The sequence below is a fragment of the Clostridium sp. AM27-31LB genome, from assembly GCF_003480745.1.
Classification (GTDB): domain Bacteria; phylum Bacillota; class Clostridia; order Lachnospirales; family Lachnospiraceae; genus Butyribacter; species Butyribacter intestini.
Window position 1 is genome coordinate 417,009 of record NZ_QUJS01000001.1, and the last position, 23,512, is coordinate 440,520.

The window sequence follows — 23,512 nt, forward strand, 5'->3', positions numbered from 1 at the left end:
AAAGGATTAACAGATATGCTTACATATTCATTTGCAGATATAGGTTCAGATTCACTTTATGAACATTTATATAAATGTATCAAAAATGATATAAAAAAAGGGGTCTTGGAGAAAAATGAAAAACTTCCGTCAAAGAGAAGTCTTGCAAAAAATCTGGGTATAAGTGTCATTACAGTTGAGAATGCATATGCCCAGTTGCTTGCCGAGGGATATATATATTCGATTGCCAAAAAAGGCTATTATGTTTCTGATATTAAAAGTGGTTATATCTGGGACAGTAGTGCAATGGAAAATGAGAGGGAAAAGACTTCTATTAAAAATGGTGTTGAGCATATAAATCTTGTGAAAGAAAAAATGTGTGACAGGATTGATGAGGAATTTGCAATTTCACAGGCTCGGACAGAGGGAAGATATATTGCGGATTTTACAAAAAACAGAATGATTTCCGATATGTTTCCTTTTACCATATGGACAAAACTGATAAGGCAGGTTTTATCAGAACAGCAAAATGCACTTATGACAAATCCACCAAGTGGTGGTGCTATGGAGCTTAGAAGGGCAATAGCAAAGCATCTTAAGGAGTTCAGGGGAATGATAGTTGCCCCCGAACAGATAATAGTCGGAGCGGGTACTGAGTATCTTTATGGTCTTATCATACAGCTTCTTGGAATGGACAAGAAATACGGTGTTGAAGATCCCGGATACGATAAGATTTCAAAAATTTACAGGTGTCACGGTGTAAAACAGGATTATATAGGAATGGATGAGTACGGTGTTATTCCATCGCAGATAAGTGAAAAAAAGATAGACATACTTCATATCACACCGTCGCATCATTTCCCGACAGGAATAGTAATGCCGATAAGCAGGAGATATGAACTTTTAGGATGGGCAAATCAGGATGAAGAAAGATATATAATAGAAGATGATTATGACAGTGAGCTTAGGCTGAACGGACAGCCAATACCTGCATTGCAAAGTATAGATGTGTCGGAGAAAGTCATCTACATAAATACATTTACAAAAACACTTTCGTCAACAGTCAGAATTAGTTATATGGTACTGCCGGAAAAATTGTTGGATAAATTTTATAAAACGCTTTTTTTCTATTCATGTACAGTGTCAAATTTTGAACAGTACACGCTTGCAAAGTTTATAGACGAGGGGTGTTTTGAGAAGCATATAAACAGAATGAGAAAATATTATTCGGACAAGCGAAAAAAACTGTTTTTGGCTATAAAGAAAAGTAAACTCAACAAATATGTTACAGTGCATGAAGAGGATGCAGGGCTGCAGTTTTTGATGGAGATAAAAACGAAATACAGTGATGAAGAATTTGTAAGACGGGCAGCAAAAGAGGGGATAAAAATGTCACCGCTGTCGGGCTTTTACCATCTGAAAGAAAACAGAACAGAGCATATATTTGTGATGAATTATCTCGGTGTCGAAGAGAGTAATATAGAAAAAACGGTGGAGAAATTATGTAAGATAATAGCTATAAAGAAATAATTTGACTAAATCTTTGCTGTATCGTACACTATAAGATAGCAATTTCTAATAAATAAAAATGATGTGAGGATTAAAAATTTATTTGGAAAATATTAATAATGCAATACATTAAACATCATAAAAACAAGGATTAAGATAATGACAAGTTACAAAGTAAAAAAATATTTAAAAGAAGATATAGTGGCAGAAGTTCCAGGTTCAAAAAGCATGACAAACAGGGCACTTCTGCTCGCTGCGATGGCAGACGGAACATCGAGGCTTGAGGGAGCAGCGTTTAGTGAGGACTCGGTTCACTTTTTAAAGGCACTTGAAAGTATGGGATTTAAAGTTGAAGCTGATGAGAAAAGGTGCACTGTCATAATCGAGGGGCATGGAGGAAATATTCCAAATAAAACTGCCGGGATATATGTGGGCAGTGCAGGAACTGCGGCAAGGTTTCTTACGGCTTTTTCGGCAATGGGGGATGGCGAGTATGTGCTTGATTCGTCAGACCAGATGAGAAAAAGACCTATGCGTGAACTGCTTGAGGCACTTGAAAGTCTTGGGGCAGAGTTTACATGGCTCGGTGAAGAATATACTTTCCCGATGAAAGTAAGAGGTATTTTATATGGAAGAAATCCTGTCGGAGATGTTAAAGAAAAAGCTGAGATATATTCGGATGAACCTGAAAAAAACAGGACTGATATGTCAGGAAAAGTAAAATTAAATAATGATAAGGCAGATGAACCTAAGAAAAAATCATCAAATATAGAAAGAATAAATGAGCCTAAGGTTGTTGATTTAAACATAGACAGGAGCAGTCAGTTTTTAAGTGCACTTTTGATGGTCTTACCGATTGCATTTGATGATGTTACTATTAAAATGACAGGGACGAGAGAGGCAAGGTCATATGTTGAGATGACTGAGCAGATGATGAAACAGTTTGGTCACAAGGGGGTTGAAAAACTTGAAAATGACAGCTACCGTGTAAGAGGTGGAGATTATATTGCAAGGGATTATGATATAGAGCCTGATGTATCGGCAGCGTGTTATTTTTATGCACTTGCGGCGGCGACAGGAAAGCGGGCTATGGTTAAGCGTATGCGTAAAGAGTCGCTTCAGGGTGACATGAAGTTTATAAGCCTGCTTGAAAAGATGGGATGCACTGTAAGCTGGGAGCGTGATGGCAGACAAAATCTCTGGCTTAAGGGACCTGACGGTAAGTTAAAGGGAATGGAAGTTAAAATGTCAGATTTTTCAGACCAGGCTCTTACGCTTGCGGCGATAGCACCTTTTGCTGACTCGGAAGTTACTATAACAGGGATAGCACATATAAGAGGTCAGGAATCCGACAGGATAAAAGTTATTGTTGACGAACTGGCTAAGATGGGGATATTATGTAATGAACTGCCTGACGGTGTAAAGATACATCCCGGTACACCTAAAAATACAAATATAGAGACATATAATGACCACAGAGTCGCAATGTCATTTGCGGTTACCGGACTTGCAGGTGATGGAATGACAATATTAAATCCTATGTGCTGTAAAAAGACATTTGCGGGATTTTTTGATGAAATAGACAGATTGGAGGAATAAATTTTAATGAAAAAAGTAATCGAGATATTACAGGAAGAACTTAGTGCCGCTTTTGAAAAAGCGGGCTATGATAAGAAATATGCAAAGGTTGGTGTTTCAAACAGACCTGATCTTTGCCAGTATCAGTGCAACGGAGCACTTGCGGCAGCTAAAGAGTACCACAAAGCTCCTATACAGATGGCAAATGAAGTTGTTGAATTTTTAAAAGACAGTGAAAGTTTTAAGGAGATAGCTGCACAGGCACCAGGATTTATAAATATGAGTGTAAGTGACAGATTTCTTGCTGATTACATAAATAAGATGGCGGCATCAGAGACACTCGGTCTTGATAAAGCCGAAAATCCGGAAACAATAGTTATCGACTACGGCGGAGCAAATGTTGCAAAACCACTCCATGTGGGGCATCTTCGCTCAGCAGTTATCGGTGAGAGCATAAAGAGAACGGCGCGTTATCTTGGACATAAGGTAATTGGTGATGTTCATCTTGGAGACTGGGGACTTCAGATAGGTCTTATCATTACAGAGTTAAAACACCGCAAACCTGAACTTGTATATTTTGATGAGAGTTTTGACGGGGAATATCCTACAGAGCCTCCATTTACAATGTCTGACCTCGAGGAGATATATCCTTATGCATCAGGTTATTCAAAAGAGCATCCGGAGTATAAAGAGGAAGCACAGACTGCAACAGCCGAACTCCAGTCGGGAAGAAAAGGTTATCTTGCACTCTGGCAGCACATTATCAATGTGTCTGTTGCAGATTTAAAGAAGATTTATACAAAGTTAAATGTAGAGTTTGACCTCTGGAAGAAAGAGTCTGATGCACAGCCATATATTCCACAGATGGTGCAGGATATGAAAGACGGTGGATATGCACACATCGATCAGGGGGCACTTGTCGTTGATGTAAAAGAGGAGACTGACACAAAAGAAATACCACCTTGTATGATTCTTAAATCAAACGGAGCAACTCTTTACAATACAACTGACCTTGCGACTATCGTTGAGAGACGCAGACTTTTTGATCCTGATGAGATAATCTATGTAGTTGATAAGAGACAGTCACTTTACTTCGAGCAGGTATTCAGATGTGCGAGAAAGACAAAGATAATCGGTGAAGATGTAAAACTTGAGTTCGTAGGATTCGGTACTATGAACGGCAAGGACGGCAAACCATTTAAGACTCGTGACGGCGGAGTGTTAAGGCTTGAAAAACTTCTTGAAGATGTAAATGAACAGGTACTTGACAAGATGAAAGACAGGGATATGGACAAGGATATGATAGATGATGCGGCAGCTAAGATAAGCCTTGCAGCCATCAAATACGGTGACTTAAGCAATCAGGCATCAAAAGATTATATATTCGATGTTGACAGATTTACATCATTTGAGGGAAATACAGGACCATATATCTTATATACGATAGTCCGCACAAAATCACTTCTTGCAAAAGTAAAAGCACAGAATATAACTGTTGATGAAAAATCAGCTATTGAGCCTGCTGACAGCAAATCTGAGACAGATGTGATGCTCGCCCTCACAAAGTGGTCAGAGACAGTAAACGCTGCATTTGAGGAGCACGCACCGCACAAGATATGCCAGTTCGTATATGAACTTTCAGATACATTCAATAAGTTCTATCATGAAAATAAGATAGTGACAAATGAAAATGAAAAGCAGAGAGACTCATATATAAAACTCAGTGCATTGGTTGGAAAAGTTCTTGAAACAGCTATCGATCTTTTAGGACTTGAAGCACCTGAGAGAATGTAAAAAATTTAAATTTAAAAATTAAAATGTAACTATGATTAGATGTTAGAAATTTGTGCAATCGTAATTGCATAAGATATACAGCTAAGAGTTGGTTTTAGAAATAAATAACAGAAGTTAAAAATTGGAGGCGATTTTTCGATGTATCGTTTGACATCAAAACTTGTAATTTACAGAAATATAGGAAAAGACAGCATTTTATTTAAGCTTGCCGACATTTTTCAGAGGTTTTCAACAGGTCAGTATGTGAAAGAGGATCTTATCACTGAGATATATGACCAGATACATAATCTTCTTGACCTTTCAACACGCTACGGTTTTGACAAAAATCTCTGGCATAATTACCTTGCATTTCTCCTTGCGATGAGTGAAAATCCATTCACTCTCGTCTCTGAGAAAGTTGGAGCGAACGAGGGTACGGTAAACGAGTTTGCAAAGGGAGATTTTGCCATATTCAAACAGCTTTTTGACTATGATTTTTCGGCTATTGAAAAAGAGCTTGGAATCGACTGTTTCAGTGTCGTGTTAAATTATAAGGCAATCGTTAAAAGTGAGCAGATATTTAATAAGAGCGTAAGCGAGAAAGTACAGCAGCTTAGCACTGATATTGAAAAGGCAGAAGATGAGTCTGAGATGTATAAGATAGTAACAGATTTTTACAGGACTTACGGCGTCGGAAAGTTTGGTCTTAATAAGGCATTCAGAGTAAATCACAATGAGAATACGAGACAGGCAGGTGAGATATTAGAGCCTATCACGACAACGGGAAATATGTCACTTGATGACCTTATAGGATATGAGTCACAGAAACAGAAACTTATTGAAAACACTGAGGCATTCGTAAAGGGAAAGAAAGCAAACAATGTTCTTCTTTTCGGTGATGCAGGTACAGGAAAGTCAACGAGTATCAAGGCTATCTTAAATAAATATTACAGTCAGGGACTTAGAATGATAGAGGTTTATAAGCATGAATTTAAAGATCTCTCGACGATAATCTCTGAGATAAAGAACAGAAATTATAGATTTATAATCTATATGGATGATCTCTCATTTGAGGAATTTGAGATTGAATATAAATATCTTAAAGCTGTTATAGAGGGCGGTCTTGAAACGAAACCTGACAATATTCTTATATATGCAACTTCAAACAGAAGACATCTTATAAGAGAGACATGGAGCGACCGTTCCGATATGTCGAAGGATGAACTTCACCGCTCAGATACCATGCAGGAGAAGTTATCGCTTGTTGCAAGATTTGGTGTTACGATTGGTTACTACAGACCATCACAGCAGGAATATTTTGATATTGTTATCAATCTTGCAAAGAAATATCCTGAGATTAAGCTTACAGAGGACGAGTTAAGGCTTGAGGCAAACAAGTGGGAATTAAGCCACGGCGGTATTTCAGGCCGTACGGCGCAGCAGTTTATCAACCATCTTATAGGTGTTGCGGATGATTAAAAGATGGTATATTTCTGCACGCAGGATTATCAATGGTTAGGCAGGTGTATTGCTATAAGAACTAAAGAGATATTAAATGAGAAAAGAGAAAAATATATCACAGATATGTTTATGTTGAAGAAAGACATATGTTTTAGGCACAGCAGATGTATATACATCTGCTGTATGCTTATATGTATGCTCATGTGTTTTTCAGATGCTTTTGGGCAAAGAGCATCGGCAATGGAAAAGACGGATTATGAAAGGCTGAAAACAAAAGTCATACAGGCATACAAAAATTATAAAACAGAAGTGGATGTAAGTTCTTTTGAACTTTATGTTGACAGTGATAAAAGCACTATAAAAGAGATTATGACTGAGGTTGTAAATAAGACAACAATGATATTTTATAACAATCACAGCTATTCTCTGGAATATACAGGGACAACCGGAAAAATAACAAAGATAGAACTTGGTTATGCATCAGAATATAAAAAAACAAACGGTTCAGTAAAAGCGGCTGCTATAAAAAAAGCTGCAGCAAAGCTAAATAAAGAGATAAACAAGATAACTTCTAAGATAAAGCCTGGGATGAACAGTGTTGACAAGGCTCTTTTTGTTCATGACCAGATAGCAAAGGATACTTCATATGAGGATAAAGTTTCAAATAATTCAAGACTTACCGAGTATGGTGTTCTGGTAAAACATAAAGGAAACTGCCAGGGTTATTCACTTGCCTATGCTGCGGTTATGGAAAAACTGGGATTCTCAGTGCATTTCGTTGATTCGGAGTATATGGATCATGTGTGGAATCAGATTAAGATAGGTTCAAACTGGTATAATGTTGATGTTACATGGGATGATTCTGTTGACAGTGACAACGGCAGAAATCAGGATGGAGTGGTGTATCACAAGTATTTTCTTGCGAGTGATAAATATATGAGAAATCATGGGTATTCAGGGTTTGATTCATCTGGTGTGAACAGCAAAATTTATGATACGGCTTATTTTAAGAAAGTGACGAGTGCATTTGATTACAGGGGAAGTTACTGGGTGTTTATGAACACTTCAGGAATATATAAAAGGGCACATATCAGTTCCGGAAAAGCAAAATGTCTGTTAAAAGTAAAAGGCAGTTGTTTTATAAAGTTTAACAGCAATAAGTATTATTATACGGCTTATAACAGGCTTTATATTTTTAACTACAAAGAAAAAAATGCAAAAGTTATATGGAGTCCCGTTAAAAAATACGGAAATTCATACTATATAACACAATTAAAGTATTCATCAGGTAAAATTAAGTATGTAGTGAAAAATACTAAAAAAAGTAAAGTAAAAAGCGGTTTGCTCAAAGTAAAGAAAAGTGGAATGATATAAATATGTTTTTTTATTTTTTAGTTTATTGACAAACCATTGTCATATTGCTAAAATGAAACATGGTAGTTAAGATAAAGTTCATTTAATATTTACACGATTATAAATATTAAATATTGACGGACTGTTATCGATTTAAAATCCTGTTTTGGAGGAAACTTATGAAAAAGAAAGTATTATCAATATTGGTTGATAACACGTCAGGTGTACTTAGCCGTATATCGGGATTGTTCAGCAGACGTGGTTACAATATAGACAGTCTCACGGTCGGTGAAACAGAAAATGCTGAGTATTCACGCATGACTGTCGTAGTCAGGGGAGATGACCACATCCTTGACCAGATCGAAAAACAGCTTGCAAAGCTTGAGGATGTAAGATGTGTCAAGGAACTTAAGAGCGGACATTCAGTATGCAGGGAGCTGGTTTTGATTACAGTTGGTGTAGAGGCATCAAACAGACCTGAGATAATAGCTATAGCTGATACATTCAGAGGTAAGATAGTAGATGTCGGAGTTGACACTATGATGATAGAACTTACCGGAAATCAGACAAAGCTTAATGCATTTATCAAACTTCTTGACGGTTATGAGATCAAGGAACTTGTGAGAACAGGTATTGCAGGACTAAGCAGAGGTGCTGAGGTAATGCTTGATGATTTCGATTAAGCAGATTAAAATTGGCGATAGCGCAGGCGATAGTCTGTACTTCACATATATTAATTAATTTTCACAGGAGGAAAATAAAATGGCAGAAGCAAGAATTTTTTATCAGGATGATTGTAATTTATCTTTATTGGATGGCAAGACAATCGCCATTATCGGATATGGTAGTCAGGGTCATGCTCATGCACTCAACCTTAAGGAGTCAGGTTGTGATGTCATTATCGGTCTTTATGAAGGTTCAAAATCTTGGGCAAAGGCTGAAAAGCAGGGCTTTAAAGTATATACAGCAGCAGAAGCTGCAAAGAAGGCTGATATTATCATGATTCTTATCAATGATGAGAAGCAGGCAGATATGTATAAAGCTGACATTGAGCCAAACCTTGAAGCAGGAAATATGCTTATGTTTGCTCATGGATTTAATATTCATTTTGGATGTATCGTACCTCCAAAGGATGTAGATGTAACAATGATCGCTCCTAAAGCACCAGGTCATACAGTACGTTCTGAGTATCAGGCAGGAAAAGGAACACCTTGTCTCGTAGCAGTAGAGCAGGATGCAACAGGTAAGGCACTTGACATGGCACTCGCATATGCACTTGGTATCGGTGGAGCAAGAGCCGGTGTTCTTGAGACAACATTCCGTACAGAGACAGAGACAGACCTCTTCGGTGAGCAGGCTGTACTTTGTGGTGGTGTTTGTGCACTTATGCAGGCTGGTTTTGAGACACTTTGCGAAGCAGGATATGATCCAAGAAATGCATACTTTGAGTGTATCCATGAGATGAAGCTTATCGTAGATCTTATCTACCAGTCAGGTTTCGCAGGAATGAGATATTCTATCTCTAACACAGCAGAGTATGGTGATTACATCACAGGACCTAAGATCGTAACAGAGGATACAAAGAAAGCTATGAAACAGATTCTTAAAGATATTCAGGATGGTACATTCGCAAAAGAATTCCTTCTCGATATGTCACCGGCAGGACGTCAGGTTCACTTCAAGGCTATGAGAAAACTTGCTTCTGAGCATCAGTCAGAGAAAGTCGGAGAAGAAATCCGTAAGCTTTATAGCTGGAACAATGAGGGAGACAAACTCATCAACAACTAATTTTTGAAATATAATGATGCGTGCATCTTATAATATAAATTAGTACATATGACATGATTATAAATAAAAGGAGTACATCGCTTTATGCCGGTGTGCTCCTTTTTTGTAACAGTTCAGCCCCTCATTTATTACATTCGTAAACCTGCCAGCAAGCTCATGTATTATTGACTTATCTTTTTTGGGGCTGAACTGTTACTCCTTTTTGACAATATGGGTATGTAAACTTTACAAGGAGTTAATATTATTTTATAATAGCGTTATGAGCAGGTTGTGAATATCCGTTTTACTTTAGGATGATAGTGTGGAAAATCCGATTTTTCACACACAAGATTTGTGTCTGCGCACACTTGACACAAATCTTATGTGCAAAAGTCAAAAACTTTCGCACTATGCACAAAAAAGTGTGCAGAAATGAGGAGTAATATGGTACTTATAGCAGGAGTAATAGGAATCGTTGTTATAGCGGTAGTGGTAGTAGTGGCAGCAGTAGTGGCTGTTACGGCAGGAGTTAAAGATACACTTAAAGATGATGAATAAAATCCGGCAGGAAAGGAAATGACCGATGATAAGAGTTAGAGATATAACGATAGGAGAGGGGAGTCCAAAGATATGTGCACCTGTGGTGGAAGTGACACAGGAGGATATACTTGAGGAGGGAGAAAAACTTGCATTAAGTAAGGGTGTTGACCTTATAGAGTGGAGAATAGATTTTTATGATGAAAGTTCTGATATTTCAAAAATTCTTCAGACAGCGAGTCTGCTGAGAACCGTCGTTGGAAAGAAACCGCTGCTTGCAACATTCCGTACAAAGAACGAGGGCGGAAACAAAGAGATAGAAGAGTCTGCATATAAAGATATGCTTATAGCTATTTCAGAGAGCGGTGATATTGATATGGTCGATATAGAAGTATATTTTATGGACGAAAAAAACACGAAGGACATTGTAAAGTCTCTTAAAAAAAATGTTGTTGTTGTGGGTTCGCATCATGATTTTGACAAGACACCGTCTTATGATGAGATAATCAAAAGATTATGTTTTATGAAATCCCAGGGCGTTTCGATACCAAAACTAGCCTGTATGCCGCAAAACAGGCATGATGTATTTACATTGATGGAAGCGACGCAGGATTTTGTAAGTAAAAATGTCGGATTGCCGGTCATAACAATGTCTATGGGAGACTATGGCAAAGTCAGCAGAGTGGCAGGGAAAAGTTTTGGTTCTGCCATGACATTTGGCTGTCTTGGAAAGGCAAGTGCACCGGGGCAGATAAATGTTGATGATTTGAGGGCAATTTTAAATATCCTATGATACAATAGGTAATTGCGAAACTAACTATATGTTGTGTCAATTGCACAGATATAACAAATAATATCGTCGGCACGCTCTCGCTATGTTGTCGTTCGTAGCAGTACATAAATCAGCAAAAAACGCTGCCATATAAATGAATGCTACAGCTCGAAAATAAAATTTTCTCACTGTTCGTTTCACTCATAAAATTTTCATTAAAAATAATTGTATGCAAGCATACATTATTTTTAGTTTGAAAATTGCATTCATTTAGAGTACAAAGTGCTGACGACGACAAAAATGCCGACTAACACTATTTGTTATATCTGCACAATTTAATCAGGATTTATGATAGTTTCGCAAACGCATGGCTACAATATAAAGACAAAGGGAGAGAACAGATGAACAGATTGAAGGAACATATTTTTATGATCGGTTTTATGGGGGTCGGTAAGACGAGCACTTCAAGGATTCTAAGTAAAAAACTTGGGGTTAAGGAAAACGATACGGATGCAATGATTGTAAAACAGGAGAAAAAAAGTATTGCAGAGATTTTTGCTGACGAGGGAGAAGAATATTTCAGAAAAACAGAAACAGGCATTATAGATAAGTTGGCCGAACTTGAACCGTGTATCGTTTCATGCGGTGGAGGTATGGCGATGAGAGAAGTAAATGTGGAGAAGATGAAAAAAATAGGTAAAGTGGTACTTCTTACGGCAACACCGGAGACAATATATTCTCATGTGAAAGACAGTACCAACAGACCACTTTTAAATGGCAATATGAATATACCATACATAAAAAAACTTATGGAGGAGCGGGCACCAAAATATAATGCGGCTGCGGATATAGTGATAGAGACTGACGGATGTACTCCTTCGCAGGTAGCAGATAAGATAATAGACAGTTTATAGGAGGACAGATCAATGAAGAACAAAGTGGATGAAGTTTATAATAAGAGCAAAAAAGGACTTTGCATATTTTTGGCGTTTGTAATGTGCGTAAGTCTGCTGTCATTTGCGGGAAGTTACAGGAAAGCGGCAGCGGAAGAAAAAAATATTGAGTTTGATGTTGAGAATATTAAGGATTATAATGTTTCGATACATGACTCAGGTGTATTTACACTTGTCAATTATACAAGTGAGAAAGGTGATGTCGAATCGGTCAAGTGGAGTGTCAGTGATGAAAATATTATGAAAGTCACTGATATAGAAAATCTTGGTGCACAGTATGATGCACTTTCTTCAGGAAAAGTTGATGTGTATGCGGATATTACAATCAAGGGAACAGGAATAATATCTGACAGTGCTGAAAATACAGACAACGGTGAGGATAATACATATGATGAGTCTACATATTATGACAGACTTACATTTAGTGTTTTTGTATATCCTGATATGTCAAATGTCGAGCTTGTGTCTTCAAGCCAGACTAAATATATGTCTTCATATGATTACAATACAAAATTTGATTTTAAGTTGAAAAGTGACATTGCTTTAGACGGAGAAAATCAAAATATCGACTTTGATTATAAGTCATCAAATTCCTCAATGTCAGTTTCAGCAAAGTTAAAAAATAATGTTGTTTCTATATGGGCATATAAACCTGGAAAAACAACAGTTACATTTACAATATATGGTGCAACTTTTAATGTTTATATTAATGTTATTAAGGTAAAAATAAACAGGACATATCTTGTATTGATAAAAGGAAAAAGCTTAAAGTTATCAATAAAGGGAATATCAAAAGGAATTAAGTGGAAATCTTTAAAATCTTCTGTTGTGAAGGTAAATGGCAAAGGAAAGATAAAAGCGAGAAAAGTTGGAACATCAGTCATAGTTGCAAATATAGGAGGAGCAAAAGTAGGCTGTGCAGTGTCCGTTGTAACTCCTAAGACATATAGAGTTATAAGAAAGGCAAAATCAATAGCAAAGGGAACATATAGTCAGCCAAAAAGAATGCAGAGAGGTTATTATGACTGCAGTTCACTTGTATGGCGTGCTTACTCAAGGTATGGAACTTATTTTGGAGCCAGATCATATGCACCTGTTGCCGCTGACATATGCAGGTGGTGTATGATACATCACAAAAAAGTAAGTGGAAAAATGACTGAAGGACAGATACAGAAGATGAAATTTAGAGCAGGTGATCTTATTTTTAAGCCGGGTGCAAAAAACGGAAGATATAAAGGTGTATATCATGTTGAAATGTTTACGGGTTACAGGGTTACAGGATTTACATCTAAGGGCAAACCGGTTTTAAGTACGGAATGGGCAAACCGTACAACAGGTTATGATGCATATGGTTCTATCGTGGAAAGACCATAAGTGGCTGCCCGCTGCACACATGGTGTGGAAGTCATATGATAAAGGACATATGTGGAAATGGAGAATTGATTTATTGTGATTACTATTATAATGGCTGTCTATAATGGACAGGAATATATAAGAGAACAGCTTGAGTCGCTGAAAGACCAGACATATACAGAATGGAGACTTGTCATAAGGGATGACCGCAGTAGTGACAAAACGGCGGAGATAGTTAAAAAGTTTTCAGATGAAGTTGAGCAGGAAGTAATATTTAAAGTAAATGAAAAACCGAGCGGCTCCGCAAAAAATAATTTCGCTCTTTTGATAAATGATGCGAAAGAGTCTGATTATGTTATGTTCTGCGATCAGGATGATATTTGGAAAAAGGACAAGATAGAAATTACATTTAATAAGATGAAACAGGCAGAGGAAAGATATGGCAGAGACTTTCCTCTGCTTGTTCATGGTGATGTGGAAGTTATTGATGAAAACGGAAATATAAATGCAGATTCAATGTTTGAAATGTCACATATAAATGCAGATTCAAAACTGCCACAGATACTTATACAAAATCATGTGACCGGATGTACGATGATGTGTAACAAAAAACTTATAGCCGGAATATCAGAATATGCGTCTTCTGAATATATAATCATGCACGACTATCTTGCAGCATTATATGCATCGGTTTTTGGAAAGATAGAAGTTATAAAGAAGCCGCTGCTTAGTTACAGGCAGCATTCAGGCAACAGTGTCGGTGCTAAAAATAATAATAATGCGGTATATCTTTTAAAAAGGCTTGCAAATGGCAGAAAAAGTTATAAAGAAGCTATGGAAACATCAAGAAATCAGGTGAAATTTTTTGTGGAGATATACAGAGAAGAATTAGCTGCAGAAAAGTATTGTAAAGAATATGAGCTTATGAGCGGATATGCTTCTCTTGGCAGCAGAGCGAAATTGTATCGTATTATGTTCTATAAGAAAAATCACATCTGGAAAAATGGAACTATAAGAAAAATAATGCAGGTTATCTGGGGGTAGTGATGATAAAAGTATTAAAAGCAGTTAAAGTGGTATTTAAGTATATTGTTATGTTTCTTACAATGCTAATGCCCAGAGATTACAAGCTGTGTGTATTTGGAGCATGGCTTGGGGAGAGGTTTGCAGACAACTCAAAACAGTTGTTTATAGAGGCATCAGACAGGGATGATATAAGGGCAGTATGGATAACAAAAGACAAAACTATTGTTGATGAAATAAGAAAAATGGGATATGAGGCTTGCTTGTGGGGAACAAAAGAGGCAAGAAAAGTTCAGCTTCGTGCAGGATATGCAGTTATCTCAAATGGTATAAGTGACCTTGAACATACATTTCTCGGAAATTCGATAATAATCGACCTTTGGCATGGTGTACCGCTTAAAAAAGTAGTTTATGACAACAAATATGAAAAAAACTGGGACAGTCCGAAACAGAAGTTAAGAGACAGTCTTATTTATATACCGCTTGGAAAAATGTACTTTGTTGCGACAAGTGAGATGTTTGTGCCTATTTATCAGAGTGCGTTTAGAAGAAGAAAAGACCAGATAATATGTCTGGGACAGCCACGAAGTGATATTTTTTTTGATGAGAAAAAACCGAAGCCTTATTTTCCGGGTAAAAATATAATTCTTTATTGCCCGACACATAGAAATGAAGGAAAAGAACCTATTCATATTGAAAAGATTTTTGAACTGGATAAACTTGAAAAATACCTTGCAGGGAGAGATTATTATCTTGTTATAAAGAAACATTTTTATCACAGGGAGGAAATTGAAAATCTTGAAAAATATCCTCATATTATTGATATTACAAGAGAGGATATAGACACACAGATACTTACAATCGAATCAAAAGCACTGATAACAGACTATTCAAGTATTTATATTGATTATCTGCTGCTTGACAGACCTATACTGTTTTATTGCTATGATTATAAGCATTATCTTGAAAAAGACAGGGAAATGTATTTTGAATATGAGGATGTAACGCCGGGAGAGAAAGCAGAGAATTTTGACGAACTTTTTGAACAGATAAAAGGAGTCATTGAAAACGGTGGAGATTACGGAAGAAAAGACAGGGAACGAGTGAAAAATATGTTCTATTGTAAGGCAGGACAGGGACCGGTTGGAAATATTCTTTTAGATATGATGGTAAACAGGGAGATTGGAAAAAAGCATGAGTAGATATGATAAAGCCAAGGTGAAAATTATAAAGCCTTGTGAGCGTACAAAAAAACTGGAGGAAGTATGCAGGAGGTTGTGGAAAAATAATTTTGATGACAGCACAGAATATATATCGTTTTATTTTTCAGACAGATGGAAAGAGAGCACGACGATTATTTACGGTGAAGAGAGTATGCTGCATCTGAATCCGTACCGTATGCAGCTTTTCGGCAGTGAAAAAACAATATATTATATTGTGGGAGTTTGTACCGACAAGGCATACAGGCACAGGGGATATATGGATGCACTCTTAAGAGAGAGTTTCAGATATCTTTATGAAAAGGATGCACCGTTTGTTTATCTTATGCCGGCTGATGAAAAAATCTATCTCCCATATGATTTTACAAATGTTTATACGGTAAATTCATTTGAGATTGTTTCGAGGAATGGTGAAAGAAAAAATATTGATAACAAATTGTTGGCGGCAGGGTATGACAAAATAGCACAAAATGAAATAAAAGCTGCTGTTTATGCTGAAATGTCATCAAATGAAATTGAGGTTATCGGGTATGCTGAATTGTCAGAAAAACAGAAGTCGGAATTTATAATCAGGTCTGAAAAGATAATGTCAGAAATATTTGATTGTTATGTTAAGAGAGATGAGTTTTATTTTGAACAGAAAAACCGTGAGATGAAAGCCTGTGGCGGCGAGTTGGCTGTTTTTGTGAAAGCCGGTAAAATCACGGGGTATGTGATGTATATATGTGAGGATAATCCGGAGGCTGTTGAGACAGTGATATTTGATGAGAGAGACGGTACAGAAAAATATATTGATGCACTTTTTGAATATTCATACCGCAAAGGTGATATGCAGAAAAAAGGTATATCAAAGCTTAAATTTGATGAGTCATATTTTGTCGATAAAATCCTTAATGATGAAAGAAATGTTAAAGGGGGTCAAAAAATATTAAAAAGACAGACATTTGAGCTTCTTATGGCGAGGGTAATCAATATAAAAAGTTTTGTTAAAATGTTCACAACTGAGTGTGAAGAGAATATGTATGTTGAAATAGAAGATGATTTTATAGAAGAAAATAATGGAAAGTGGAATATACACCTTGGAAGAAAAAGTATGGTGACAGAGTACAGTGAGAAAAATGATACACAAAGTGATTTTTGTGATGAAAATAGAAATGATAAGTACAAAAAAATGACGATTTCGCAGTTTGGGGAGCATATGTTACAAAAAAATAAGTTTTATCTTAATGAAATGGTTTGAAAATTTGACGGACATGGGTGTATAATGTATTATTATCTAAACACAGGTTATTGTGAAACATTATTTGTTATATTTGTGCAATTTATCAAGGATAAAGACAGTTTCACAAAGGTCTGATTAGCGAAACGGATACGGAGGAAATATATGGGTAAGGAAGATAAGAGCAGTTTTTATAGAAAGTGGAATAAAGAGATTGATAAATTGGCTGACAATAAGAGCCACTATGAATGGGATGAGATAGAGGAACTTATAACAGATGAGTTTGAGAATGAGAATATCACTTCAGATGAATTTGATGAGCTTATGGCAAAGCTTATGGAATTTGATATGTAGGGTAAGTAAGTGAGGGTTAATGTTCACATCCGTGGTGTGACAGACAACCAGAGAGGGGCTTTGATAGAGTGACGCGTGAGGAGATAGAGTACAGAAGATACCTAGAGAGAAGAATACGAAGAAGAAAAAGAAGAAGGCAGGTTATGATAGCAAGAGCTGTGCTTCTTATAGTTATGCTTTTTGCCTTGTTTGGCGTTTTTTCTTTAGTAAGAGGACTTACAGGCGGACATGGCAGTTCAAAAAAGAGCAGTAAGGAAACTCCGAAAATGGCGGAGCAGACTTATGAACCAAAAGCAGAAAATAAACAGACACCTGAGGTGAAAAAGAAGAAAGCGACTGCAAAGCCGGCAGATGATGAAGCAGATGTACCTGCAAATGTGCCAAAGGGGTATGAAAAACTATATAACAGCCTTGTGAGGTTAAAGGGCAGATATGACGGTGTTGAAGATATACTTATGAACATATCAAAATATCCTAAGGAACTATTAAATCTTGCGATAAAAAATCACGAAACTATAGAGTTTGTGGCAGGCTACCCTAAGCATGATAAGGACATTGAAGCAAATGGAAGGATAAGTGCAAATGAGTTAAAAAAAGGGATACCTTTATTACAGCAGTGGGATACCAGATGGGGATATGTAAAATACGGGAACTCGATGATTGCAGTTAATGGCTGTGGTCCTACCTGCCTTGCAATGGTCTATGCAGGGATAACAAAAGATACGGCAATGACACCGGCGGATATAGCGGAATATTGTTCAAATAATAATTATTATAATGATGATACAGGAACATCATGGACACTTATGACGGAGGGGGCAAAGGACTTTGAACTTTCAGTAAAGAAAGTTTCGTTAAATGCTGCTTCAATAAAAGCAGAACTTAAACAGAAAAGACCTATGATATGCAGTATGTCACCGGGGGATTTTACGACCCAGGGACATTTTATAGTAATAAAAGGAATTGATTCTAAAGGAAAGCTTCTTATAAATGATCCGAATAGTATCGCCAATTCAAAGAAGCGGTGGAGTATCGGAAGGATTATAAAGCAGATTAAGGCAGCATGGAGTTATTCACAGGAATAGAAATCAAATGCTTTGTGAATGTTTAAATTATATTACACAGGATGGAGGCAGCATATGGATAAGACTGATAAAAAGAGTATGGAGCTGAAGATAGATAATGGGGAATTAAAAACCAGTATGATACCGGAAGATTTTACGGATCCGCAGATTCTTTATGACAAATTGATAGCCATGATAAAGAGATATCATCCGTCAGGAGATATATCACAGATTGAAAAAGCATATAAGATAGCATATAAAGCACATGACGGACAGCTTAGAAAATCGGGTGAGCCATATATCATCCATCCGGTGTGTGTCTGTATCATACTTGCCGAACTGGAGCTTGATAAGGAGACTATAGTTGCAGGTATGCTTCACGATGTTGTTGAAGATACGGTTATGACAAGTGAGGAGATAGCGGCTGAGTTTGGTGACGAGGTTGCACTTCTTGTCGATGGAGTTACAAAGCTTACACAGTTAAACTATGTTGCCGACAAGGTAGAAGTTCAGGCAGAGAACTTAAGAAAGATGTTTCTTGCAATGGCAAAGGATATAAGAGTTATCCTTATAAAACTTGCAGACAGACTTCACAATCAGAGAACAATGCAATATCAGACGCCTGAAAAGCAGAAGGAAAAATCAAGGGAGACACTCGATATCTATGCACCTATCGCAGACAGACTTGGTATTTCTAAAGTTAAAGTTGAACTTGATGATCTTGCTTTCAAATATCTTGAGCCGGATGTATATAATGACCTTGTTGAGAGGATAGATAAGGGCAGGGGCAGGAGAGAGGAATTTATCAAGCAGATAGTTTCCGAGGTAGATAAACATATCAAAGAGGCCGGTATAGAAGCAACTATCGATGGCAGGGCAAAGCATTATTTCAGCATCTACAAAAAGATGATAACGCAGAACAAAAAACTTGAACAGATATATGACCTTTTTGCCGTGAGGATAATCGTAGATACTGAGAGGGAATGTTATACGGCTCTTGGTGTCATACATGAGATATATAAGCCTATTCCGGGGCATTTTAAAGATTATATAGCTATGCCGAAACCAAATAATTATCAGTCACTTCATACAACTCTTATCGGACCGCAGGGTCAGCCTTTTGAGATACAGATAAGAACCTATGAGATGCATAGAACTGCTGAGTACGGTATTGCTGCACATTGGAAATATAAGGAAAACCAGTACGGACACAATACTGCCGACAGCGAGGAGGAAAAACTCGCATGGCTCAGAAGAATTCTTGAGTGGCAGAGAGATATGTCTGACAATAAGGAATTTTTAAGTCTTTTAAAGAGTGACCTGGATCTTTTCTCAGACCATGTTTACTGTTTTACCAAAGATGGTGATGTTAAAAATCTTCCGGCAGATTCTACACCTATTGATTTTGCGTATGCGGTTCACAGTGCTGTAGGAAACAAGATGGTTGGTGCAAGGGTAAATGGAAATCTTGTGCCTATTGAGTATAAATTACAAAATGGTGACAGAGTGGAGATAATCACTTCGCAAAACTCAAGAGGACCAAGTCGTGACTGGCTTTCTATTGTAAAGAGTACACAGGCTAAAAATAAGATAAACCAGTGGTTCCGCTCGCAGTACAAAGAAGAAAATATAATAAAAGGGAAAGAGCTGCTTGCAAATTACTGTAAAGCACAGGGAATAAACCTGTATGAGCTTATAAAACCTGAATATACAGATACCTGCAAGAAGAAATATGGATTTAAGGATTGGGATTCAGTTCTTGCAGCGGTAGGACATGGTGGTTTAAAGGAAGGTCAGGTTATAAACAAGCTTCAGAGTGATTACAGAAAGAAAAATCCTACATCACCTACTGATAAGGATATACTGGAAGCTGTAAATGGAAGTACGGCAACTGCTGGAGCACAGCAAAATAAAGCGGCATCGGTTCGTTCTAAAAATGGTATAGTTGTTGCGGGAATAGATGATGTATCAGTAAGATTCTCTAAGTGCTGCAATCCGGTTCCGGGTGATGAGATAATCGGATTTGTCACAAGAGGACGAGGTGTTTCGATACACAGAACTGACTGTATAAATATGATGAATCTTTCAGAGGCGGACAGGCATCGTATAATAGAAGCAGAATGGCAGGTAAGTCCTGAGGGCAAGGACAATGAGCTTTATGATGCTGAGATAATCATCTATGCAAATGACAGAATGGGACTTTTACTGGAGATAACAAAAGTATTTACTGAGTTGAAGATAGATGTAAAGTCGATGAACATAAGAACGAGCAAACAGGGAATAGCAACGATAAATGTAGGTTTTGCAATCTGCGGAGTTGAAGCGTTACATGAAGTTACAAAGAAGATAAGACAGATAGAAGGAATAAAAGATATACAGAGAACACAGGCGTAGCGGATTGTATCAAGTTTTTTGATATGTACTGCTTATTTCAGGGTGTGGCAGACGACCGCAGCTTTGGAAATATATTTTATAAGTGGAATGGAGATAATGATGAGTCAGTTAAAATGTGATTTTAAGGTTGTAGGACCGGTTCAGACAAACTGTTATTTTTTGAGTAATACAGATACAAGAGAATGTGTTATAGTTGACCCTGGCGAAGAAGCAGGGAATATAGCAGACTTTATAGAAAAGAAAGAGTTAAAACCGGTTGCGATACTTCTTACACATGGTCATTTTGACCATATCGGTGCAGTCGATGAGATAAGAAACAGATATGGCATAAAGGTTTATGCCGCAGCAGCGGAAAAAGAAACACTTGAAAATCCTGATATAAACCTCTCATCACAGTTTGGCGGCGGATATACGGTAAAAGCTGATAAGTTTTTAAGTGACGGTCAGGAGATAGAACTTCTCGGAGAGAAAGTAAGATGTCTGCTGACACCGGGTCATACAAAAGGTGGAATGTGTTACTACTTTACAGGTAGTGGAATATTGTTCTCAGGAGATACGCTTTTTCAGCAATCGGTCGGAAGAACAGATTTTCCGGGAGGAAGCATGGGTGAGATAGTGCGTTCTATAAGAGAGAAACTTTTTGTACTCCCTGATTATGTAAGAGTTTATACGGGACATGGAATGATGACAAATATTAAGGATGAGAAGATGCTCAATCCTTTTGCCGTGGAATAGGGTGTTATTATGATAGAGATAAATTTGTCAGAGCGTGATTTTGATTATGAGATACAGGCTCTTGTAAACAGTTTTTTTCCGGGACAGAGAAGTGTTGTGGTTATCTGCGGTGAGGAAAGAAGTGAGTATGAGTTTGCGGATGATATTTTACTCACGGTAAATATCAGTCTTTCAATGAAACAGATAGCTGTAGAAGTTATCTGTGGAGATTACGACTTAAAGAAAATGGAAGAGGTAACAGGTGAAAAAGACTGGCATAAAAATAAAGATAAGACGACACATCCGTACAGAACATATTATAAAAATGTATTGAAAAAGCTCATTTTTGAGCAGCTTAGAGATATACCGGCTGAAAAACTCAATGATATATCAGATGGTCACTTATTAAAGAGAGTAATACCTTTATGGGGGACAATGACAGGGGTAAGACCTGCAAAGATAGCCATGAATGAGCTATTGTCTGGAAAAATGGAGGATGAAGTAAGAAAAGAACTTAGAGATACTTACTGCTGTAGTGAGGAAAAAATTGAGCTTGGTCTTGAAATTGCAAAAAAGGAAGCAGAAATTCTTGAAAAATGTGATTACAAAACCGGTTACAGTCTCTATATAGGTATCCCGTTCTGTCCTACTACTTGTCTTTACTGTTCATTTACATCATATCCATATGAAAAATTCGGTCATCTTGCGGAAAAATATCTTGATGCGTTAGAAAGAGAGATAAAGTATCTTGCGACGATTTATAAAGATAGAAATTTGACAAGTATATATGTTGGCGGCGGAACACCGACCACGCTCACGGCAATGCAGCTAGACAGACTTATAAGCTGCATAAAAGAAAACTTTCCTATGGAACTTGGATATGAATTTACGATAGAGGCAGGCAGACCTGACAGCATTACAAGAGAAAAACTTGAAGTAATGTATAATCATGGTGTCAGAAGAATATCAGTAAATCCACAGACGATGCAGCAAAAGACATTAGACCTTATTGGAAGAAAACATACGGTGGAGCAGACAATAGAAGCTTTTAGGCTTGCCAGACATGTTGGATTTGACAACATAAACATGGATCTCATAATCGGGCTTCCGGGGGAGAATGAAGATGATTTTAGAGATACCCTGCACCGGATAAAAGAATTAAATCCTGACAGTCTGACTATACATTCACTTGTCGTAAAAAGGGCTTCAAGGCTTCGCAGTGTACTTGATGAAGAAGAAAAGAAAAACAGCGGCAAGGCAGATGGAATATTATCTGAAAATGACAAGGCGGCTGTTATGGAAAAGATGCTCGATATAGGCCAGAAATTTGCAAAGAGTGAGGGATATGAACCTTACTATATGTACCGCCAGAAAAACTCGGCAGGACATTTTGGCAGCAGCGGTCAGGAAAATATCGGATATGCGAGAAAAGGAAAAGAGTGTATATACAATATTCTTATAATGGAGGAAAAGCAGGGAATACTTGCAGCGGGAGCAGGAGCGAGCACTAAGAAAATGCTTGCCGATGAGAAAGTAAAGCGTTGCGAGAATGTTAAGGATATTACATCTTATATATCGAGGGTTGATGAGATGATAGAAAGAAAAAGGCAGTTGTTTTCAGAGGAGTAATTGAGGTTTAGATAATAAATATCATAATGACAAGAAACTAAATGGAGTTTTAGTGTGAAAAATCTAATTTTTTACACACAAGATTTGTGTCTGTGCACACTTGACACAAACTTGATATGCACAAAAAATGTGTGCAGAAATGAAGATTACTATGGAAAACTATTTTGATAGGATTTTGGAGAATAAAAAAATTCCTAAACAGATAAAAGAAACAGTCTGCTCAGAAATGCACCATGCACTTGAGGTGAGCAATATGGCTGTTCTTATTTCAAAAGAACTGGGAAAAGACAAACAATTCCGTGATGATATTGCAGTTGCAGGAGTCTTGCACGATATAGGAAAGTTAAGGGTAAACAGATATGTGTATTCTGATGAAAAGGATGATACACTTGTTATTGAGAAAATGAAGTATGTTAGAATGCACTCGACATACAGCAGAGATATATTAAAAGGTGAAGATTACCCTGAAAATATAATAGAAGCAGTATATCATCACCATGAGAATTATGATGGCTCTGGGTATCCGGACGGTCTTAAGGGAAAAAATATCCCTGAAATGTCTAGGATACTTAGAACCTGTGATGTATTTTCGGCTCTTATAACAGACAGAAGTTATAGAAAGGCATTTGACCCTAAAACGGCAATGGCGATAATGATAGATGAAGTAGAGGACTATGATATGGAAGTATTTCTTGCGTTTCAGCGTGTATTCCATGCCGATGATTTTCCGGAGACAAAAAGACTTCAGGAGATGTCAGATGGATTGCAAATGGAAACACTGGGTATGTTTGAGAAAGAAGTGTTATTATTTTAAAAAGTTTTTGCTCATTTGTAGATCAAATGGGCTTTTTTATGTTATA

At 37.2% G+C, this 23,512-nt stretch carries 19 protein-coding genes; all 19 read left to right on the forward strand.

What is annotated here, in order from left to right; genetic code table 11:
* Positions 1 to 15 precede the first annotated feature (15 nt).
* A complete protein-coding gene (locus tag DW721_RS01685; RefSeq protein ID WP_022014756.1) occupies positions 16 to 1,509 on the forward strand; it encodes a PLP-dependent aminotransferase family protein in 1,494 nt (497 codons plus the stop codon).
* Between the two features lie 138 nt (positions 1,510 to 1,647).
* Positions 1,648 to 3,087, forward strand: coding sequence for a 3-phosphoshikimate 1-carboxyvinyltransferase (locus DW721_RS01690; RefSeq protein WP_118744589.1), 1,440 nt, complete (start codon positions 1,648 to 1,650; stop codon positions 3,085 to 3,087).
* 6 nt (positions 3,088 to 3,093) lie between these two features.
* Complete coding sequence (argS, locus tag DW721_RS01695; RefSeq protein ID WP_055943951.1) at positions 3,094 to 4,860, forward strand: arginine--tRNA ligase; 1,767 nt, start codon at positions 3,094 to 3,096, stop codon at positions 4,858 to 4,860.
* 138 nt (positions 4,861 to 4,998) lie between these two features.
* Positions 4,999 to 6,318, forward strand: a complete 1,320-nt coding sequence (locus DW721_RS01700) for an ATP-binding protein (RefSeq protein ID WP_022014759.1) — start codon at positions 4,999 to 5,001, stop codon at positions 6,316 to 6,318.
* A 3-nt stretch (positions 6,319 to 6,321) separates the two neighbouring features.
* A complete protein-coding gene (locus DW721_RS01705) occupies positions 6,322 to 7,674 on the forward strand; it encodes a transglutaminase domain-containing protein (RefSeq protein WP_118744590.1) in 1,353 nt (450 codons plus the stop codon).
* Positions 7,675 to 7,832: 158 nt separating this feature from the next.
* Positions 7,833 to 8,336 (forward strand): acetolactate synthase small subunit, encoded by a 504-nt coding sequence (gene ilvN, locus DW721_RS01710; RefSeq protein WP_022014761.1) that lies wholly within the window; start codon positions 7,833 to 7,835, stop codon positions 8,334 to 8,336.
* Positions 8,337 to 8,415: 79 nt separating this feature from the next.
* Positions 8,416 to 9,441, forward strand: a complete 1,026-nt coding sequence (ilvC, locus tag DW721_RS01715; RefSeq protein WP_022014762.1) for a ketol-acid reductoisomerase — start codon at positions 8,416 to 8,418, stop codon at positions 9,439 to 9,441.
* Positions 9,442 to 10,003: 562 nt separating this feature from the next.
* Positions 10,004 to 10,750, forward strand: a complete 747-nt coding sequence (gene aroD, locus DW721_RS01720) for a type I 3-dehydroquinate dehydratase (protein WP_118744591.1) — start codon at positions 10,004 to 10,006, stop codon at positions 10,748 to 10,750.
* A 380-nt stretch (positions 10,751 to 11,130) separates the two neighbouring features.
* Positions 11,131 to 11,643: a shikimate kinase gene (locus DW721_RS01725; protein ID WP_055943939.1), complete on the forward strand. Its 513-nt coding sequence runs from the start codon at positions 11,131 to 11,133 to the stop codon at positions 11,641 to 11,643.
* Between the two features lie 12 nt (positions 11,644 to 11,655).
* Positions 11,656 to 13,056: an NlpC/P60 family protein gene (locus tag DW721_RS01730; RefSeq protein WP_118744592.1), complete on the forward strand. Its 1,401-nt coding sequence runs from the start codon at positions 11,656 to 11,658 to the stop codon at positions 13,054 to 13,056.
* 75 nt (positions 13,057 to 13,131) lie between these two features.
* Entirely contained in the window at positions 13,132 to 14,079 is a 948-nt protein-coding gene (locus tag DW721_RS01735) for a glycosyltransferase family 2 protein (RefSeq protein ID WP_147355370.1), read from the forward strand.
* A 2-nt stretch (positions 14,080 to 14,081) separates the two neighbouring features.
* The gene (locus tag DW721_RS01740; protein WP_118498159.1) at positions 14,082 to 15,260 is read left to right on the forward strand and encodes a CDP-glycerol glycerophosphotransferase family protein; all 1,179 of its coding nucleotides are present in this window, start codon (positions 14,082 to 14,084) and stop codon (positions 15,258 to 15,260) included.
* Entirely contained in the window at positions 15,253 to 16,518 is a 1,266-nt protein-coding gene (locus DW721_RS01745) for a GNAT family N-acetyltransferase (protein ID WP_118744594.1), read from the forward strand. The genes DW721_RS01740 and DW721_RS01745 overlap by 8 nt, the downstream gene beginning before the upstream one ends.
* Before the next feature lie 144 nt (positions 16,519 to 16,662).
* Positions 16,663 to 16,851, forward strand: coding sequence for a hypothetical protein (locus tag DW721_RS01750; RefSeq protein WP_118744595.1), 189 nt, complete (start codon positions 16,663 to 16,665; stop codon positions 16,849 to 16,851).
* A 68-nt stretch (positions 16,852 to 16,919) separates the two neighbouring features.
* A complete protein-coding gene (locus tag DW721_RS01755) occupies positions 16,920 to 17,936 on the forward strand; it encodes a C39 family peptidase (protein ID WP_055943921.1) in 1,017 nt (338 codons plus the stop codon).
* A 54-nt stretch (positions 17,937 to 17,990) separates the two neighbouring features.
* Positions 17,991 to 20,309, forward strand: coding sequence for a bifunctional (p)ppGpp synthetase/guanosine-3',5'-bis(diphosphate) 3'-pyrophosphohydrolase (locus DW721_RS01760; RefSeq protein ID WP_022013838.1), 2,319 nt, complete (start codon positions 17,991 to 17,993; stop codon positions 20,307 to 20,309).
* A gap of 99 nt (positions 20,310 to 20,408) precedes the next feature.
* Entirely contained in the window at positions 20,409 to 21,044 is a 636-nt protein-coding gene (locus tag DW721_RS01765; RefSeq protein WP_118744596.1) for an MBL fold metallo-hydrolase, read from the forward strand.
* A 9-nt stretch (positions 21,045 to 21,053) separates the two neighbouring features.
* Complete coding sequence (gene hemZ, locus DW721_RS01770) at positions 21,054 to 22,652, forward strand: coproporphyrinogen dehydrogenase HemZ (protein WP_118744597.1); 1,599 nt, start codon at positions 21,054 to 21,056, stop codon at positions 22,650 to 22,652.
* A gap of 151 nt (positions 22,653 to 22,803) precedes the next feature.
* Positions 22,804 to 23,466 (forward strand): HD domain-containing phosphohydrolase, encoded by a 663-nt coding sequence (locus tag DW721_RS01775; protein WP_055943912.1) that lies wholly within the window; start codon positions 22,804 to 22,806, stop codon positions 23,464 to 23,466.
* Positions 23,467 to 23,512 lie beyond the last annotated feature (46 nt).

Excerpts from the sequence above, each read along its gene's own strand:
- DW721_RS01685 (WP_022014756.1), top strand. The coding sequence starts at position 16 with ATGCTTACATATTCATTTGCAGATATAGGTTCAGATTCACTTTATGAA.
- DW721_RS01690 (WP_118744589.1), top strand. The coding sequence starts at position 1,648 with ATGACAAGTTACAAAGTAAAAAAATATTTAAAAGAAGATATAGTGGCA.
- argS (WP_055943951.1), top strand. The coding sequence starts at position 3,094 with ATGAAAAAAGTAATCGAGATATTACAGGAAGAACTTAGTGCCGCTTTT.
- DW721_RS01700 (WP_022014759.1), top strand. The coding sequence starts at position 4,999 with ATGTATCGTTTGACATCAAAACTTGTAATTTACAGAAATATAGGAAAA.
- DW721_RS01705 (WP_118744590.1), top strand. The coding sequence starts at position 6,322 with ATGGTATATTTCTGCACGCAGGATTATCAATGGTTAGGCAGGTGTATT.
- ilvN (WP_022014761.1), top strand. The coding sequence starts at position 7,833 with ATGAAAAAGAAAGTATTATCAATATTGGTTGATAACACGTCAGGTGTA.
- ilvC (WP_022014762.1), top strand. The coding sequence starts at position 8,416 with ATGGCAGAAGCAAGAATTTTTTATCAGGATGATTGTAATTTATCTTTA.
- aroD (WP_118744591.1), top strand. The coding sequence starts at position 10,004 with ATGATAAGAGTTAGAGATATAACGATAGGAGAGGGGAGTCCAAAGATA.
- DW721_RS01725 (WP_055943939.1), top strand. The coding sequence starts at position 11,131 with ATGAACAGATTGAAGGAACATATTTTTATGATCGGTTTTATGGGGGTC.
- DW721_RS01730 (WP_118744592.1), top strand. The coding sequence starts at position 11,656 with ATGAAGAACAAAGTGGATGAAGTTTATAATAAGAGCAAAAAAGGACTT.
- DW721_RS01740 (WP_118498159.1), top strand. The coding sequence starts at position 14,082 with ATGATAAAAGTATTAAAAGCAGTTAAAGTGGTATTTAAGTATATTGTT.
- DW721_RS01745 (WP_118744594.1), top strand. The coding sequence starts at position 15,253 with ATGAGTAGATATGATAAAGCCAAGGTGAAAATTATAAAGCCTTGTGAG.
- DW721_RS01750 (WP_118744595.1), top strand. The coding sequence starts at position 16,663 with ATGGGTAAGGAAGATAAGAGCAGTTTTTATAGAAAGTGGAATAAAGAG.
- DW721_RS01760 (WP_022013838.1), top strand. The coding sequence starts at position 17,991 with ATGGATAAGACTGATAAAAAGAGTATGGAGCTGAAGATAGATAATGGG.
- DW721_RS01765 (WP_118744596.1), top strand. The coding sequence starts at position 20,409 with ATGAGTCAGTTAAAATGTGATTTTAAGGTTGTAGGACCGGTTCAGACA.
- hemZ (WP_118744597.1), top strand. The coding sequence starts at position 21,054 with ATGATAGAGATAAATTTGTCAGAGCGTGATTTTGATTATGAGATACAG.
- DW721_RS01775 (WP_055943912.1), top strand. The coding sequence starts at position 22,804 with ATGGAAAACTATTTTGATAGGATTTTGGAGAATAAAAAAATTCCTAAA.